The sequence below is a fragment of the Streptomyces coeruleorubidus genome (assembly GCF_028885415.1).
In the GTDB taxonomy this organism is placed as follows: domain Bacteria; phylum Actinomycetota; class Actinomycetes; order Streptomycetales; family Streptomycetaceae; genus Streptomyces; species Streptomyces coeruleorubidus_A.
On sequence record NZ_CP118527.1, the window covers coordinates 1,079,968 to 1,096,404 of the forward strand.

At 71.4% G+C, this 16,437-nt stretch carries 14 protein-coding genes; 6 read left to right on the forward strand and 8 right to left on the reverse strand.

What is annotated here, in order from left to right; all coding sequences use genetic code 11:
• The first annotated feature begins 103 nt into the window (after positions 1-103).
• Entirely contained in the window at positions 104-4,075 is a 3,972-nt protein-coding gene (locus tag PV963_RS05080; protein ID WP_274814339.1) for a glycosyl hydrolase, read from the forward strand.
• Here PV963_RS05080 and PV963_RS05085 read toward each other — a convergent pair.
• The 7 genes from PV963_RS05085 to PV963_RS05115 all read right to left on the reverse strand — a co-directional run bounded on the left by PV963_RS05085 (position 4,072) and on the right by PV963_RS05115 (position 9,728).
• Complete coding sequence (locus PV963_RS05085) at positions 4,072-5,091, reverse strand: LacI family DNA-binding transcriptional regulator (protein WP_274814340.1); 1,020 nt, start codon at positions 5,089-5,091, stop codon at positions 4,072-4,074. The two genes, PV963_RS05080 and PV963_RS05085, sit on opposite strands and share 4 nt — an antisense overlap.
• A 114-nt stretch (positions 5,092-5,205) precedes the next feature.
• Positions 5,206-5,982, reverse strand: a complete 777-nt coding sequence (locus PV963_RS05090) for a carbonic anhydrase (protein ID WP_274814341.1) — start codon at positions 5,980-5,982, stop codon at positions 5,206-5,208.
• Positions 5,983-6,138: 156 nt separating this feature from the next.
• On the reverse strand, positions 6,139-6,405 hold the full coding sequence (locus tag PV963_RS05095; RefSeq protein ID WP_274814342.1) for a hypothetical protein: 267 nt from the start codon (positions 6,403-6,405) through the stop codon (positions 6,139-6,141).
• Positions 6,372-6,629: a pyridoxamine 5'-phosphate oxidase family protein gene (locus PV963_RS05100; protein ID WP_274814343.1), complete on the reverse strand. Its 258-nt coding sequence runs from the start codon at positions 6,627-6,629 to the stop codon at positions 6,372-6,374. Before PV963_RS05100 ends, PV963_RS05095 begins: the two co-directional genes overlap by 34 nt.
• 120 nt (positions 6,630-6,749) lie before the next feature.
• The gene (locus PV963_RS05105; RefSeq protein WP_274814344.1) at positions 6,750-8,018 is read right to left on the reverse strand and encodes an MFS transporter; all 1,269 of its coding nucleotides are present in this window, start codon (positions 8,016-8,018) and stop codon (positions 6,750-6,752) included.
• 27 nt (positions 8,019-8,045) lie between these two features.
• Positions 8,046-9,131 carry an IS630 family transposase gene (locus PV963_RS05110; protein WP_274814345.1) on the reverse strand — a complete coding sequence of 362 codons (1,086 nt, stop codon included), beginning with the start codon at positions 9,129-9,131 and terminating at the stop codon, positions 8,046-8,048.
• A 168-nt stretch (positions 9,132-9,299) separates the two neighbouring features.
• Positions 9,300-9,728 carry a helix-turn-helix domain-containing protein gene (locus PV963_RS05115; RefSeq protein ID WP_274814346.1) on the reverse strand — a complete coding sequence of 143 codons (429 nt, stop codon included), beginning with the start codon at positions 9,726-9,728 and terminating at the stop codon, positions 9,300-9,302.
• A 79-nt stretch (positions 9,729-9,807) separates the two neighbouring features.
• Here PV963_RS05115 and PV963_RS05120 point away from each other — a divergent pair, with 79 nt between their 5' ends.
• From PV963_RS05120 to PV963_RS05130, 3 genes are read left to right on the forward strand one after another with little or no spacing between them, the layout of a single operon-like run.
• The gene (locus tag PV963_RS05120) at positions 9,808-10,668 is read left to right on the forward strand and encodes a class I SAM-dependent methyltransferase (protein ID WP_274814347.1); all 861 of its coding nucleotides are present in this window, start codon (positions 9,808-9,810) and stop codon (positions 10,666-10,668) included.
• 51 nt (positions 10,669-10,719) lie between these two features.
• Positions 10,720-11,430, forward strand: coding sequence for a ThuA domain-containing protein (locus PV963_RS05125; protein ID WP_274814348.1), 711 nt, complete (start codon positions 10,720-10,722; stop codon positions 11,428-11,430).
• Positions 11,400-12,542 carry a Gfo/Idh/MocA family protein gene (locus PV963_RS05130; protein WP_274814349.1) on the forward strand — a complete coding sequence of 381 codons (1,143 nt, stop codon included), beginning with the start codon at positions 11,400-11,402 and terminating at the stop codon, positions 12,540-12,542. Before PV963_RS05125 ends, PV963_RS05130 begins: the two co-directional genes overlap by 31 nt.
• A 19-nt stretch (positions 12,543-12,561) precedes the next feature.
• Here PV963_RS05130 and PV963_RS05135 read toward each other — a convergent pair whose 3' ends face one another.
• Positions 12,562-14,040, reverse strand: a complete 1,479-nt coding sequence (locus tag PV963_RS05135) for a glutamate--cysteine ligase (protein ID WP_274814350.1) — start codon at positions 14,038-14,040, stop codon at positions 12,562-12,564.
• Between the two features lie 121 nt (positions 14,041-14,161).
• On the opposite strand from PV963_RS05135, the gene PV963_RS05140 reads away from it, so the two are divergent.
• Together PV963_RS05140 and PV963_RS05145 are read left to right on the forward strand one after the other, a co-directional pair.
• Positions 14,162-15,334 carry an MFS transporter gene (locus PV963_RS05140; protein ID WP_274814351.1) on the forward strand — a complete coding sequence of 391 codons (1,173 nt, stop codon included), beginning with the start codon at positions 14,162-14,164 and terminating at the stop codon, positions 15,332-15,334.
• A gap of 173 nt (positions 15,335-15,507) precedes the next feature.
• Entirely contained in the window at positions 15,508-16,386 is an 879-nt protein-coding gene (locus PV963_RS05145) for an SDR family oxidoreductase (RefSeq protein ID WP_274814352.1), read from the forward strand.
• The last annotated feature ends 51 nt before the right edge of the window (positions 16,387-16,437 follow it).

A 16,437-nucleotide genomic window follows, 5' to 3' on the forward strand; every position in this document is an offset into this window, starting at 1 on the left:
CGAGCGGTGGCTTCCGCCGTGCCGTCCTCGGATATGGCGTGACCGTCCCAGCTCCCCTACGGTGAAGGTGGCCTAAAAACGTTTTAGGGGAAGGACCGCGTCCGTGATCTCCCCCGCGCTCCGGCAGCTTTTCGACAACCCGCCCCGTGACTTCGGTCCCGCCCCCCTGTGGTGGTGGTCGGGTGCGAAGGTCACCCGCGAGCGACTCGCCTGGCAGATGCGGGCGTTCGCCGAGGGCGGTGTCCACAACCTCGTCGTGATCAACCTGGCCCCGGCCGGCCCGACGTTCGGCGCCCGGGCCGACGATCCGGCGTGGTTCGGCGAGGAGTGGTGGGCGCGCTTCACCGACGCCTGCGAGATCGCGGCGGAGTTGGGCACACGCCTGTGGTTCTACGACCAGATCGGGTTCTCCGGGGCCAATGTGCAGGGTGGTGTGACACGGCGTCATTCCGAGGCCACGGGTAGTGCGCTGCGCTGTCGCGACGTCACCGTCTCCCGGGGCACGGTCGCCCTGCGGGATGCCGAGACCCCGCTGGCCGCGTACACCGCACGGGGACGACGCCTCGACCTCGCCCCGGACGGCCGGCACACCCTCGCCGTCGCCGCCGCCGACGGAACCGACGTGCGGCTCGTCACCGCCGTACCCACGGCGTTCGACTACCTGGACCCGGACGCCGTCGGCCTGTTGATGGACGCCGTGCACCACGAGTACGACCGCCGCGTGCCCGAGCACCTGGGCACCGTCATCGCGGGCAGCTTCCAGGACGAACTGCCGGGCACGAACGCCTGGAGCCGGCGCTTCGCCGACGAGTTCCGCACCCGGCGCGGCTACGACCTGCTCGACCACCTGCCGGCCCTGTTCGGCACGGACGCCACCGTGCCGGAGACGAAGATCCGCGCCGACTACTACGCGGTCCGCGCGGAACTCACCGAAGAGGCCCTCTTCCGGCCGCTGGCCGCATGGCACCGCGAGCGCGGGATGCTGCTGGGCAGCGACCAGAGCCACCCCGCCCGCGCCGGATACCCGGCCCAGTCGACGCAGATCTACACCGACTACTTCCGCACCCACCGCTGGTACGGCGCCGCCGGCAGCGACCACCACGGCGACGCCAAGGTGCACTCCTCCATGGCCCACCTCTACGGCCACGAACGGGTCTGGATCGAGGCGTTCCACTCCTCCGGCTGGGGCGGCACGCTGGAGGACACCTACCACTGGCTGCTGCCGTTCCTGCGCAGTGGCGCCAACCTGTACAACCCGCACGCCAGTTACTTCGGCACAGCGGGCGGCTGGTTCGAGTGGGCACCGCCGTCCACCGACTGGCGCCAGCCGTACTGGAAGCAGTACCCGGCGTTCTCCCGGGCCGTGGCCCGGATCTGCTCGATCATGTCCTGGGGCAGCTACGTGGCCGACGTGGCGGTCCTGCACCCGACCGCCACCATGCAGGCACTCGTCCCGCTGGACGCGCCCGTCCAGCACTTCGGCGACGGCCGGCTGGGCGACGGCCACGCCGACGCCGACCAGACACAGCGCCACTACCTCGACCTGTGCGGCACGAACAACTGGCTCGCACCGCACCCCGGTGCCCTGGACCGGCACGGCATCTCCTTCGACGTCGTCGACGACGACTCGGTGCAGCGCGCCAAGGCCGCCGACGGCGCCCTGCGGATCAGGGACCTGGCCTACCGCGCGGTGCTGCTGCCGTCGGCGAGCGTGCTGGAGGAGGAGACGGCGCGACGGCTGGCCGAACTGCTCGACGCGGGCGGACGGGTCGTCGTCGTGGGCCGTGCGCCGATGACGGCCGCCGGCCGGTCCGGCGACGACTCGGTGGTGGCAGCCCTGTCGTCGCATCCCCGGCTGGAGCGGGTGCGCGACCCGGAGGACGGCGCGGCGGCGCTGGCCGACGCGGCCGGTCACGCCACGGGCGAGGTGCCGCTGCTCGTCAGGCGGACGGGGAACGAGGCGGTGGCGCTGGTCACGGCGGCCTTCCCCGAGATCGGCGCCCATCCGCTGCGGGCCGGGGCCTCCCCGTCGGGCGATGCCGCCGGCACCTCGTCCGTCACCGTCCGGGCCGCGGTCGCCGAGGCCGAGGTCTGGAACCCGGCGACCGGTTCCCGCGCCCCCGCGCACGTCACCGTCTGCGCCGACGGCGCCGTCTCGACCATCGACGTACCGCTGGACGGCGCCCCCGCGGCCCTGGTGGTGTGGCGCGAGGGCCGGCCCACGCCCACGCGTCCTCAACGGCAGACCCCCGCCCAGGTGATCGACGTCTCGGCCGACTGGCACGGCCGCCTGGTCCCCACCATGGACAACACCTGGGGCGATCTGGCCCTGCCCCTGGGTTCGTCGGTGGACGAACCGCAGATCTGGACCATGGAGTGGACCGAGGGCGCGGCTTGGGAGCGGACCCGGGTCACGTACGGCAACCGGGTCCGCGTCCTCGCGCCAGTGCCGCTCGGTCAGGTGCCCGAGCCGCTGGACGCCGCGTCCGTGGAGCGGATTCTGGCCGGTGAACTGCCCCTGGTGCCGCCCGACGAGGGCTGGGACGTCGCCGTGTACTCGTCTAGCCGCGGCATCCCGGACCCGGGCGGGCTGCTGGGCCTCAAGGGGCTGGTGAACGAGGAGTTCGTACGCGTCCCGGTGCCGGGCGGCGAAACGGCCGCCCGGGTCCGGGCGATCGTGGAGACCGACCACCGGGGGCCCGCCGAACTGCATGTCGGCGCGGAGTGCGTCAAGCGGGTGTGGTGGAACGGCGAGCCGCTGGAGCCGGACGGCGGCGGTTACCTGGCCTCCGCCCGGGTCACGGTGTCCCGGGGCCGCAACGTGCTCGAGTACGAACTGTCCGGCGCCCAGAGCCGCCCCTCGACGATCTCGGCCGCCGACGGCACGCCCCTGGGCAGCTTGTTCTGTCTGTCGGAGCCGGGCGGGCTCGGGCCGCGTCCGCGGTTCATGCGCCCACCGGACGGAGTGCGGCCGGACGGCCGCGTCACCTACCGTGCGCGGCTCCGGGTCCCGGACGAGGACGCACGGGCGGTGCTCGTCGTCGGTGCCGCCTCGGCGGTCACCGTGCTGCTCGACGGGGACGTCGTGGCGCGGCAGGAGAAGGTGGAGTACTACGAGGCGGACTGGGGCGCCGTGCCGATGTTCTTCCGGCACGAACCGGCGCTCGGGGCGGGCGAGCACACCCTGGAGGTCGTGGCCGACAGTGCCGACGCCCGGGACGCGGTGTTCGTCGATCTGGTGGTGCTCTCCGGGGATGAGGTGACGGCCCTGGTCAGCGGCGCCGGCTGGGAGGCCGAGTCGGGCGGCCGGCGGGGACGGACCGTCGAGGACGAGCGCAGGCGGGGCGAGTTGCAGCACTGCCACGCCGGGGTGCGGCCGCACCCGCTGCCGGACACCGGGTGGCTCACGGGCCGGCAGGTGCTCGGCGGCACCGTATGGCCGTCACGGTCCACCGACGACGTCCACGCGACTTCGCAGCGCTTCCGGTTCACCGTGCCGGCGGGAACGGTGTCGCTCGACCTGCCGTTGGCGCTTCGCGCGAGCGTGCGCGTCGGGGACGGTCCGGAACTCCCCCTGGACGGCGACCAGCTGACACTTCCTCAACCACTCACAGTGCCCACACCGGTCGAGGTGGTCACGGAACCCACTGCGGTCCTGCGGGGCGGCTCCGCCTGGCGGGGGCCGGTGCGGGTGCGTGCCGTACCGGCGCCGCTGCCCCTGGGGGACTGGCGGGAGCTGGGGCTGGGCAGTTGGAGCGGAGGCGTGACGTACGCGCGGGCACTGCAGGTGCCGTCGGGACCCGATCCCGTGCTGGATCTCGGGCGGGTGCGCGGCAGTGTGGAGGTGTCGGTCGACGGGGAGCCGGCCGGTGAGGCGTTCTGCGCGCCGTACCGCTTTCCGCTGCGCGGTGCCGCCGGGCGTACCGTCCGGCTGGAGGTGACCGTCCGGGGCACGCTGGCGCCGTATCTCGCGGAGGCCACGCCGACGGCCTGGGCGTTCGACTCCCAGCTGTCGTCGGGGCTGTGGGGGCCGGTGACGCTGCGGATCCCGTCCGACCGGCGGGGCGCCGTCTAGTCGTCAGAAGGCGGGCGGGTGGAGTCGCGCAGGACGAGGCCGGGGGCGAAGACGCGGGTCTCGTGGACGTGGTCCGCGCGGGCCTCGATCTCGTCGAGGAGCATCTCCACGGCCGCCCGGCCGAGGTCCTCGACCGGCTGCCGGACCGTCGTGAGGGTGGTGGCGCCGAAGCTCGCGATGTCGAGGTCGCCGTAGCCGACGACCTGTACGTCCTCGGGGATGCGCACGCCCCGGTCGGTCAGCCCGCGGCACAGGCCGGCGGCGAGGAAGTCGTTGGTGCAGAAGACCCCGTCGGGCAGTTCCCCGAGGTCGTGCGCGATCCGCGTGCCGTACGCGACGGTCATCCGCTCGGCGACGACCTGGTCCAGCCGGGCCTCGCGCCGGCTGCGCACGGCCTGCCGGGCGCCCTGGTAGCGGTCGGCGCACTGGCGTATGCCGCGCTCGCCGTTGACGACGAGGATGTCGCGCGCGCCTCGGTCGAGGAGGTGCTGTACGGCGATACGGCCGCCGGCGATGTCGTCGACGGAGGCCGAGCAGCCCTCCCGGTCGGGCATCGCGCGGTCGGCCAGGACGAGCGGGATGCCCCGCTCGCGCAGCCGGGCGAGCCGGCCCGGGTCGGCGCTGAGCGGCACGACGACGACGCCGACGGCCCGTTGCTCGACGAGCATGCTGAAGTAGCCCTGCTCCCGCTCCGGGGCGTCCCCGCTGTGGCACAGGACGAGGGAGTAGCCGTGGTCGTAGGCCGCGTCCGCGGCGCCCCGTGCGATGCGCGCGTAGAAGGAGTTGGTCACGTCGGGCAGCACCAGGCCGATGGCCGAGGCGCGCCCGGTGCGCAGGCCGGCGGCTCCCGGGTGGGGGACGTAGTCGAGCGCGGCGACCGCGATGCGGACGCGCTCGGCGGTCTGTGCGTTGACGCGCTCGGGCCGGTTGAGCACGTTCGACACGGTGGACACCGAGACGCCGGCGGCGGCCGCGACGTCCTGGATGCGGGCGGGGCGTGCCGGAATGGCGTCCACCCCCTCGCTGTGGAAGCCGTGCGACCAGGCACGACGGTGTCCTTCATGGGAGCCGCAAGTATAACGTGACCGGGCGTGGAACGTTTTTCCCGCCCGATCGCCGTTGTCTCCGGGTCAGGCGGAGGGCGCGCCGGTGAGGACTTCCACGCGGCCGGTGTCGAGCGAGTAGTAGGCGCTGACGACGGCCAGGTCGCCCTTCTTCACGAGCGGGGCGAGGTCCCTGTTGGTCCGCAGCTCGGCGGCGGTCTGCTTGGTGTGGATCCGCACCATGGCGTCGACGGGGTCGGCGTGCTTCGCCCTGGTGGTCTCCCGGTAGGCGGGCCGCAGGGCGTCGGAGATCGCCTGGAGGTTGCCGGGCAGCTTCTTGCCGTCGCGCATCGCCTCGTAGGCCGCCTTGACGGCACCGCAGCGCTGGTGTCCGAGGACCACGATCAGCGGGGTGCCGGACGTCATCGGCCCGTACTCCACGGAACCGACGACCACCGGTCCCACGACCTGCCCGCCCGTGCGCATCACGAACAGGTCGCCGAGGCCTGTGTCGAAGACGAGCTCCGGCGGAACGCGCGAGTCGATGCAGGAGAGGATGACGCCGTAGGGGTCCTGCGCCTCGGCGACGAACTCGCGCCGCTTGGGGTCGCGGTCGGGGTGCTGGAGCTTTCCGTCCACCCAGCGCTTGTTGCCCTCCATCAGCCGCGCGAACGCCGCCCAGGGCGAGTCCGGTCGCGCGCCCGCCGCGGGCGAGGGCGAGGGGGTGTTCGCCGCGCCCACGGCCGATGTCTTCCCGCTGTTGGTGGTGTCCGAGTTCGACGAGCAGGCGGTGAGCATGGCTGCGGTGGCAGCCAGCCCGCCGGTGAGTATGGCCCTGCGCTGCGGTGTCCTGACGGTACTCATGTGGCCGTCCCTTTCGGTCTCCGTTCTCCCTGGCGGGAGCGGTGATCCAACTGTCGTGGGAGGCCGGTTAGCGCTCGTACAGCGCCGATGCAGCGCAGGAGAAGTGCTGTTCCAAAACGCGGGGAGTGAGGGCTTCGGACCCTGTGTGATGCCTCGTCACAAGCCGACTGTCGTGCGGTGCTCGTAGTCCAGCCCGTGTTCGGTGCAGCGTCCCTCCCCGCGTGGGCAGATCATCGAGTACTCGCTGACCCGGGCCCGGTACACCCGCCACGGGGCGGGCGGACGCACCTCCTCCGGGGCGAGGGAGCGGCCGCCACGCCCGGCCGGGCCCGGGATCACTCGCAGACCCTCCAGGGCTTCCTCCCCGTGGAGTTCCTCCGCCGTGGCCTTCAGGTACAGGGCGAGGGGGCTCGCCGAGCCCACCGGGCCCGGGAGTCGTGCAGGACGATGCCGATCCTGGGCTCGTGGGCGATGTTGCGGGAGTGCGTGACCTCGGGGGACGAGACCCAGTACAAGTCCCGCCCGTCCTCGGTGGAGTAGAAGACGGGCGAGGCCCAAGGGGCGCCGTCCGCGCCGACGGTGGCCAGCACCATGTACAAGTTCCCGTCGATGATCGCGCGTGCCTCGCTGCGGCTGTCCTCACTCATGCGTTCCCCCTGTTCCCGGTGTTTCCGGTGTTTCCGGTCGGATGGGGGTCACTCTAGGAGCGCTTGCCGGGGGCTTGCGCGGCACTGGGGCTCGCTCGGCGTGAACCGCACAACTGCCGGTCAGGGCTGGGCCGTGCCCGTCGCCGCCGTGGTCGGTGCCTGCGGTCCGCTGCTTCCGAAGCGGACCCCCTTGGCCTCCTTGCCGATCGCGCTCAGCAGGATCACCACGGCCAGCGTGGGCACGATGGTCCATGCCATCGCCGACGGATACCCGTGGCGCTCGGCGAGGGCCTCCTGGATCGGCAGGTTGAGCGCGGCGATCAGGTTGCCGAGCTGGTACGTGACGCCCGGGTAGAAGCCCCGGACGGCGTCCGGGCTCATCTCGGTCAGATGGGCCGGGATGACGCCCCAGGCTCCCTGCACGCACACCTGCATCAGGAAGGACGACAGCATCAGCCAGCCGACGGTCGTGGACAGCACGAAGAACGGCACCACGACCAGACCCCCGGTCGCCGCGATCATGATCGTCCGGCGTCGGCCCAGCCGCTCGGAGTACGCACCGAGCAGCACACCGCCGATCATGGCGCCGATGTTGTAGACCACGGCGATCGCGATGGAGGTGTTCGCGGACAGGTCCAGGCCCTTCTTCACGAAGGTCGGGTAGATGTCCTGCGTGCCGTGCGACATCCAGTTGAAGGCGGTCATCAGCGCGACCAGGTACACGAAGCGCCGCAGCACCGCCGGGTTCTTGAACACCTGGTACGCGGGGGTGCGGTTGAGCCGGACGCTCTTCTCCCACACCTCGCTCTCCTTGACCCGGCTGCGCACCCACAGCGCGACCAGGGCGGGCAGCAAGCTGAAGGCGAACAGTCCCCGCCAGCCGAAGAAGGGCTCGATGACGAAGAACGCCACGGCGGCCAGCAGGTAGCCCAGCGAGTAGCCACTCTGCAACAGCCCCGACCAGAAGCCACGCCTGGAGGCCGGGATCTTCTCCATGGCCAGGGCCGCTCCCAGGCCCCACTCGCCGCCCATGCCGATGCCGTAGAGCAGGCGCAGCACCAGCAGCACGGTGTAGTCGGGCGCGAAGGCGCAGGCGAATCCGACGATCGAGTAGAAGACGACGTCGACCATGAGCGGTATGCGGCGACCGCGGCGGTCCGCCCACATGCCGAAGAGCAGAGCACCGATCGGCCGCATCACCAGCGTCGCGGTGGTGAGGAAGGCCATGTCGGTCAGGGAGACATGGAAATCGTCGGCTATCTCGCTGTAGACGAGCACGACCAGGAAATAGTCGAACGCGTCCATCGCCCAGCCGAGATAGGCGGCCAGGAAGGCGTTGCGCTGGTCTTTCGTCAGACCCGCTGCCTGCCCTTTCACGGTCTTCAGCACTGCGGCCTCCCAAGTTCGGAGCCGAGGCTAGTGTCCCGGTCCGGAGATCCTGTCGCAGTAGCGGCAGATGCGGTCGATGATCTGGTCTGCGGTCTTGGTCCACTTGAAGGGCCGGGCCTGCTCGTTCCAGGTCTTGATCCAGTCCTCGAGGGCGGTCTTGAGCTCGTCGAGTGAGCAGAACACGCCGCGTTCGAGGCAGCGCCGCTGTAGTTCGGCGAACCACCGCTCGACCTGGTTGATCCAGGACGAGTAAGTCGGGGTGAAATGCAGCTCGAACCGGGGATGGGCCAGAAGCCACTTGTGGACCACCGGCGCCTTGTGGGCGGAGAGGTTGTCGCAGATCACGTGGACCGCCAGGCCGGGATCGGTCTGGCGGTCGATCTCGTCGAGGAAGTCGCGGAAGTCCACGGCCCGGTGCTGCGCGGACAGCTTGCCGATCACCTTGCCGGTGGCGGTGTTCAGGGCGGCGAACAGGTCCACGGTGCCGTGCCGGACGTAGTCGAAGCTGCGCCGCTCGGGGATGCCCGGGACCATCGGCAGTACCGGAGCTGTCCGTTCCAGGGCCTGGATCTGCGGCTTCTCGTCGACCGCGAAGACGGCCGCGTTCGCCGGCGGGGCGAGATACAGCCCGACCACGTCACGGATCTTGTCGATCAGCAGCGGGTCCGGAGAGATCTTGAAGGTCTCCGTGCGCCAGGGCTGCAGCCCGAAGGCCCGCCAGATCCGCAGCACACTCGTCGGTGAGATCCCCACCCGCCGGGCCAACTCCCGCTTCGACCAGTGGGTGGCGCCTTCGGGCACCTCTTCCAGCGTGCGCACCACCACCTCTTCCACCTGGGCGTCGGTGATGGTGCGGGGCACGCCGGGACGCAGCTCGTCGGACAGACCATCGAGACGGCGTTGCAGAAATCTGGTCCGCCACCGGCTCACGGTCCCCCGATCAGTGTCCAGCCGCGCGGCCACCGCGGTGTTGTTCAGCCCGTCCGCGCACGCCAGCACGATCCGTGCCCGCTTGGCCAGACCCTGCGCGGTTGTCCGCCGTTTGGCCCACCCCTGCAACACCAGCCGCTCGTCCTCGGATAACACCAGCGGTTGCAGCCTGCTGTCCCCCATTCCTCCAGCAGACCGCAGCCGCCAGCCGCTGTCACCGCCCGAGCCGAAATCTGAAACGAACCACGACTCACGTGGCGAGACGTGAACTCAAGACCAGATCACTAGGCACGGAACACCGGGAATCGGGCAAAGCACGAACCACGATTGGGCCAAGAGGGCCGACGCCCCTTACCTTCCGGGAACTCGCCTGCCCGGCGCCGCGACACCGCCGGACGCCGCGGCGTCGAGGAGGCGGCGGAAGGTGGGGCATTCCATGTGGCTCGGCGCTGGGCACGCGGCGGCGTGGCGCAGGGAGTCGCGCAGGACGCCCAGTTCGCGGATCCTGTTGTCCAGTTCGTCCGCCTTGGCCGCCAGCATCTGCCGGTCGATACGCGGCTGCCCGTCCGGCGCGAACATGAGCGCGATCTCGTCGAGCGAGAACCCGGCCGTCCGCCCCAGCGCGATCAACGCCAGCCGCTCCAGTACACCGGGGTCGTACTGACGGCGCAGGCCTCGCCGGCCGGTCGAGGAGATCAGCCCTTTCTCCTCGTAGAAGCGCAGGGTCGATGCCGGGACCCCGGCGCGGCGCGCCACTTCGGCGATGTCCAGTTCTGCCATTCTGCCTTGACCTCAAGTCGACTTGAAGTAGAACGCTGTCATCCCGGTACGACGAAGGCAACCAGAAGGAGAGAAAGCCATGGACGCTGCGCGCAGGGCCGACGACGAGCAGACAGCCCGCTGGAAAGGGCCCGCCGGTCACGCCTGGGGCGAGCTGAAGGGAGTGCTGGACGCGATGTTCAGGCCCATCGAGGAGCTCCTCGTCGATGCCGTCGCCGCCGAACAGGCGCGGCACGTGCTCGAGGTCGGCTGCGGTACGGGCGGCCTCACGCTGTCCGTGGCGCGACGGCTCGGCCCGGGGGGTCACTGTGTCGGCATCGACATCTCCGAATCGATGATCAGCACGGCCCGGGAGTACGCCGAACAGGAGGACGTACCGGCGTCGTTCGTCTGCGACGACGCACAGGACCACGCCTTCGACCCCGGCGCCTTCGACGCCGTCATCTCGCGGTTCGGCGTCATGTTCTTCCCTGATCCCGTCCGGGCCTTCGCCAACCTCCGGCGCGCCGTCAGGGACGAGGGCGCGCTGCGGTGCGTCGTCTGGCGCGATCCGGCCGAGAACCCGTTCATGACGACGGCCCAGCGCGCCGCGTCACCGCTGCTCCCGGACCTGCCCGTCCGCCGCCCCGACGAGCCGGGACAGTTCGCCTTCGCGGACGCGGACAAGGTCCGGCGCATCCTGACGGAGAGCGGCTGGGCCGGGATCGACATCCGGCCGGTCGACGTGACCTGCACCCTGCCCGAGAAGGAACTCGTCCGTTACTTCACCCGGCTCGGTCCGGTGGGCTTGTACCTGCCCGAGGTGGACGAGCAGACCCGCGGACGGGTCGTGGAGACGGTCCGTGCCGCCTTCGAGCCCTTCGTGCACGGGCCGGAAGTCCGCTTCACCGCGGCCTGTTGGACGGTCGGCGCCCGAGCCTCGACAGCGAAATTTTCGTGAGGCCCGGCCCCCTTCCGGGAGCGCGGACGCCCGGCGCATAGTGAGATCACGATGACGCCGAAGAAAGCCCTGGTGGTCCGCGGCGGCTGGGAAGGGCACCAGCCGGTCGAGGCAACGGAACTGTTCCTGCCCTTCCTGCGAAGCAACGGATATGCCGTCCGGGTCGAGGAGTCGACCGACGTCTACGCCGACGCCGCCGAGATGGCCGGCACCGACCTGATCGTGCAGTGCGTCACGATGTCGGAGATCACGCGCGAGCAGCTGGCGGGGCTGAGCTCCGCGGTCGTGGCCGGCACCGGGTTCACCGGCTGGCACGGCGGCATCGCCGACTCGTTCCGCGCCTCCTCCGACTATCTCCACCTGGTGGGAGGGCAGTTCGCCACGCACCCGGGGAAGGAACCGTGCGAGCGCCGGGGCGGACCGGAGGACAACTTCCTGCCGCACACCATCACCCTCACCGAGGCCGGCCGCGAGCACCCCGTCACCGCGGGCATCGAGGACTTCGAGCTGCACACCGAGCAGTACTGGGTGCTCCACGACGACCTCATCGACGTCCTGGCCACCACCACGCACCCCACCCGGCCGTGGGAGCCCTGGCACCGGCCGGTCACCTCACCGGCGGTCTGGACGCGCCGGTGGGGCGCCGGGCGGATCGTGGTGACGACGCCGGGGCACAGCCTCGACGTGCTGGAGAACCCCGCCGTCCGCACCATCATCGAGAGGGGCATGCTGTGGGCGACGCGCACCGCATCGGCGTCGTAGGGCTCGGAGTCATCTCCCGCGCGTATCTGGACACGCTGGCCGGTCACCCCGCCGTGCGCGTGACCACGGTCGCCGACCTCGACGCCTCCCGGTCGGCCGCGGTCGCCGCCGAACTGCCCGGCGTGCGGGCGCTGACCGTCGAGGAGCTGCTGAGCAGCCCGGACGTGGACACGGTGCTGAACCTCACCACCCCCGGGGCGCACGCCGAAATCGCCCTCGGTGCCATCGGTCACGGCAAGAACGTCTACGGGGAGAAACCGCTCGCCGCCACGCTCGACGACGCCCACGCCGTCATGGCGGCCGCCGCGCGGGCGGGCGTCGGTGTGGGGTGCGCGCCGGACACCGTGCTGGGCACGGGGGTTCAGACGGCGCGGGCGGCCCTGGCGGCGGGGAGCATCGGACGCCCCCTGTTCGCCTCGGCCGTGATGGTCACCCCGGGCCACGAACGCTGGCACCCGCACCCCGACTTCTACTACACCGAGGGCGGCGGCCCCCTGCTGGACATGGGGCCGTACTACCTCTCCTCCCTCGTCCATCTGCTGGGTCCGGTGCGGGCCGTGACGGGGGCGTCCAGCCGGCTGCGCGCCGAGCGGGTCATCGGTTCCGGCCCGCGTGCGGGAGAGCGGATACCGGTGGAGGTGGACAGCCATGTCTCCGGTGTGCTGGAGCACGTGGGCGGGACGCTGACGACGATCACGACGAGCTTCGACGGGGTGGCCACCACGGCGTCCCCGATCGAGGTCCACGGCGAGCTGGGAACCCTCGCCGTCCCGGACCCGAACCGCTTCGACGGCGACGTACGGCTCTTCGGACTCGGCGACACCCAGTGGCGCCCACTCCCGCCGTCCGCGGGCTACGTCGACGGCGCACGGGGCGTCGGGCTGCTCGACTTCATCGCCGCCGACGGGCAGCGGGCACCGCGCGCGAGCGGTGAACTCGCCCTGCACGTACTGGAGACGATGACCGCGCTCCTGCGTTCGTCGGCCGAGGGACGGCGGATCGAGCTGACGACGTCGGCGCAGCCGCCCGCTCCCGTCCCGCTGACGGCCGCCGAGGAGTGGTCAGGCGCCGCCGAGGAGTGGGGCGGCCAGGCCGCGCCCAGCCCCGCGTGATCCGGTGATGCCGCGGCGGTCAGTCCACCGGCCAGGTGTGCGCGGGCGCGTTCATGTGCATGTAGTCCATGTAGGTCGTGGTCATCTGCCGCAGCGCCTCACGCCGGTCGGAGACGCCGGTCTTCTCCAGATGATGGACCGTCTCCGCCTGCCACAGGGCGCCGTTGCGGGCGGTGACACAGCGCTGCTCGACGATGCCCAGCAGCGGTTCGCGCCAGGCCGCGTCCATGCCGGCCAGCTCCAGACCCCGGTGGGCCAGCGGCAGCAGACGCCGCAACACCAGTTCCGTGGCCGGTACTTCACCCGTGCCGGGCCAGTACAGGCGGGCGTCGATGCCGTCGCGGGCCGCGGTGTGCAGGTTCTCCTCGGCGACCGAGAAGGACATTCGCGTCCACACCGGCCGGTCCTCGTCGACCAGGGCGCGGGTGAGACCGTAGTAGAAGGCGCCGTTGGCGATGATGTCGGCCACGGTGGGGCCGGCGGGCAGCACCCGGTTCTCGATGCGCAGGTGCGGGCCGCTGTCGGTGACGGCGTAGACGGGGCGGTTCCAGCGGTAGATCGTGCCGTTGTGCAGGGTCAGTTCGCCCAGTTGCGGAACGCCGCCGCCGTCGAGCGCCTGCTGCGGGTCCTCGTCGTCGCACAGCGGCAGCAGGGCCGGGAAGTAGCGCACGTTCTCCTCGAAGAGATCGAAGACGCTGGTGATCCACCGCTCCCCGAACCACACCCGGGGCCGTACGCCCTGGGCCTTGATCTCCTCGGGGCGGGTGTCGGTGGCCTGCTCGAACAGGGGGATGCGGGTCTCGCGCCACAGCTCCCTGCCGAACAGGAAGGGCGAGTTCGCCGCCAGGGCGACCTGCACGCCGGCGATGGCCTGGGCCGCGTTCCAGTAGTCCGCGAACTGCTTGGGGGCGACCTGGAGATGGAACTGGGTGCTGGTGCAGGCGGCCTCGGGGGTGATGGTGTCGGCGTACGTCGACAGGCGCTCCACGCCGTCGACCCTGATCCTCAGGTCCTCGCCCCGCGCCGCGAAGATCTGTTCGTTGAGCATCCGGTACCGCGGGTCACCGGAGAGGGCGGTCTCACTGACGTCCGCCTCGTCCAGGGTGGGCAGGATGCCGACCATGATCAGGTGCGCGCCGACGGCCGCGGCGCGGTCCTCGGCGTGGTTCAGGGCGTCCCGGATCGTCTGCTCCCAGGCTCCGGGGCCGCCGGTCGTCAGTTCCCGGGGCGGGATGTCGATCTCCAGGTTGAAGCGGCCCAGCTCGCTGGACCAGGCGGGGTCGGCGATCGCCTGGAGCACGTCGGTGTTGCGCATCGCGGGCAGCCCGTGGTCGTCCACCAGGTTGAGCTCGATCTCCAGACCGACCCGGGGGCGCTCGCTCTCGAAGCTGGACTCGCGCAGCATCCGGGCCAGCACCTCGAGGTCGGTCTGCATCTTGGCCCGGTACCGACGGCGGTCCTCCCGTGTGAACACCAGGGCCGGCACGTCACGTCCCATGTACGCTCCCGAGTTCCCTCGGCGGATGGCTCTCGTCCCAGCGTCGCACCTTGTCGTGGTGCCCGCACCCACCTAGCCTGAGTTTGTGCCGCAAATAAACAAATCCCGAACGCACAGTGCCGTGCCGGGCAACGGCAACTCCCTCACCCGACTCCGCACGGCGATCACCGTCTTCTTCGCCCTCGACGGCTTCGTCTTCGCCGGCTGGGTCGTGCGCATCCCCGCCATCAAGGAACAGACGGACGCCTCCGCCAGCGCCCTCGGCCTCGCCCTCCTGGGCGTCTCCGCCGGAGCCGTCGTCACCATGATCCTCACCGGCCGCCTGTGCCGCCGCTACGGCAACCACCGGGTCACCGTCACCTGCGCCGTCCTGCTCTCCCTCAGCGTCGCCCTGCCCCCGCTGACCCACTCGGCCCTCGCGCTCGGTCTCGTCCTGCTGGTGTTCGGCGCCGCGTACGGCGGGATCAACGTCGCCTTCAACAGCGCCGCCGTGGACCTCGTGGCCGCGATGCGGCGGCCGATCATGCCGAGCTTCCACGCCGCGTTCAGCCTGGGCGGCATGATCGGCGCGGGGGTGGGCGCCCTCGTCGCGGGATCCCTCTCCCCCACCCGGCACCTGCTGCTGCTCACCGTCGTCGGACTGCTCGTGACCGCCGTGGCGGGCCCCACGCTCCTGCGGCAGAAGCCGCCGGTGCCGCCGGAACGGGAACGGCCCGCGGAGGGCGCCGCCCCGCGCCGCCTGGACGGCCGCACCCGGGGACTCGTGCTCGTCTTCGGCCTGATCGCGGGGTGCACCGCGTTCGGCGAGGGGGCGCTGGCCGACTGGGGCGCCCTGCACCTCGAAGAGGACCTGGGCGCCTCGCCGGGTGCCGCGGCCATCGGCTACGCCTGCTTCGCGCTCGCCATGACGGTGGGCCGCCTGACCGGCACGACGCTCCTGGAGCGTCTGGGGCGGACCCGGACCGTCGTGGCGGGCGGTGCCACGGCGGCGGCCGGGATGCTGCTCGGCTCACTCGCCCCCGCCCTGTGGGCCGCCCTGCTCGGGTACGCGGTCACGGGCATCGGCCTGGCGAACCTCTTCCCCGTGGCCGTGGAACGCGCGGGCGCGCTCGCCGGCCCCAGCGGAGTCGCCACCGCCTCCACGCTGGGTTACGGCGGCATGCTGCTGGGGCCGCCCGCCATCGGCTTCATGGCGGACTGGTTCTCCCTTCCGGCCGCGCTCACCAGCGTGGCGATCCTTGCCGCCGTGGCCGCGCTCATCGGTGTCGCGACGCGCCGCGCCGCGGCGCGCTGATCCTTCCACGACCCCGACCACTGACACGTGCATACGGATGCGGGCCGGGCCACAGCCAATCACGTCCACGGCCAGGTGATCCGTACCCCGGCATCGGGGTACCCGGGGCCGAGCCCGTTGTGATCACCGGGTGTGGTCACCGGGCCGTACGCCATGGACAAGGAGGCAGACCCGTGACCGATCAGCAGCACCCCGGCGACCAGCACCCCACCCCGGAGTTTCCCTCCCAGGACCAGCCGCACCCAGGCTGGACCGGCCCCATGGACCCGCCCCCGGACCACGGTGAGAAGTCCTACCGGGGCAGCGGCCGGCTGACCGACCGCAAGGCCGTGATCACCGGCGGCGACTCCGGGATCGGCCGTGCGGTCGCCCTGGCGTTCGCCCGGGAGGGAGCCGACGTGATCTTCACCCACCTGGACGACGAGAAGGACGACGCCGCCGAGACCGCCCGGCTGGTCGAGGAGGCCGGACGGCGTGCCGTACCCGTCTCGTGCGACGTACGGGAGGAGGAGAACTGCCGGGCGCTGATCGACCGTGCCGTCGCGGAGTTCGGCCGGATCGACGTCCTGGTGAACAACGCGGCGTACCAGATGTCGCAGCCCGACGGCATCGAGGCGATCTCCACCGAGCAGTTCGACCGGGTGCTGCGCACCAACCTGTACGGCATGTTCTGGCTGTGCAAGCTGGCCCTGCCGCACATCCCGGAGGGCGGCAGCATCATCAACTCCACCTCGGTGCAGGCCTACAAGCCCAGTCCGCATCTGCTGGACTACGCGACGACCAAGGGCGCGATCGTCACCTTCACGCAGGGGCTGGCGCAGATGGTGATCGACAAGGGCGTCCGCGTCAACGCCGTGGCGCCCGGCCCGGTGTGGACGCCGCTCATCCCGGCGACGATGCCGGACACCCGGACGTTCGGCGAGCAGGCGCCCATCGGGCGGCCCGCGCAGCCGGCCGAGATGGCTCCGGCGTATGTCTTCCTCGCCTCACAGGACGCGTCGTACATCACCGCAGAGATCGTCAACGCAACCGGCGGCACACCGCTTCCGTAGCGCCCCCCTGGAAAATTCCGGCGCTTGGAGCGTGCTCCATACGGCAGACTC

Bases quoted from the DNA above. Each gene is read 5' to 3' on its own strand.
- PV963_RS05115 (WP_274814346.1), bottom strand. From the start codon at position 9,728: ATGGCAGAACTGGACATCGCCGAAGTGGCGCGCCGCGCCGGGGTCCCG.
- PV963_RS05120 (WP_274814347.1), top strand. From the start codon at position 9,808: ATGGACGCTGCGCGCAGGGCCGACGACGAGCAGACAGCCCGCTGGAAA.
- PV963_RS05110 (WP_274814345.1), bottom strand. From the start codon at position 9,131: ATGGGGGACAGCAGGCTGCAACCGCTGGTGTTATCCGAGGACGAGCGG.
- PV963_RS05125 (WP_274814348.1), top strand. From the start codon at position 10,720: ATGACGCCGAAGAAAGCCCTGGTGGTCCGCGGCGGCTGGGAAGGGCAC.
- PV963_RS05100 (WP_274814343.1), bottom strand. From the start codon at position 6,629: ATGAGTGAGGACAGCCGCAGCGAGGCACGCGCGATCATCGACGGGAAC.
- PV963_RS05090 (WP_274814341.1), bottom strand. From the start codon at position 5,982: ATGAGTACCGTCAGGACACCGCAGCGCAGGGCCATACTCACCGGCGGG.
- PV963_RS05135 (WP_274814350.1), bottom strand. From the start codon at position 14,040: ATGGGACGTGACGTGCCGGCCCTGGTGTTCACACGGGAGGACCGCCGT.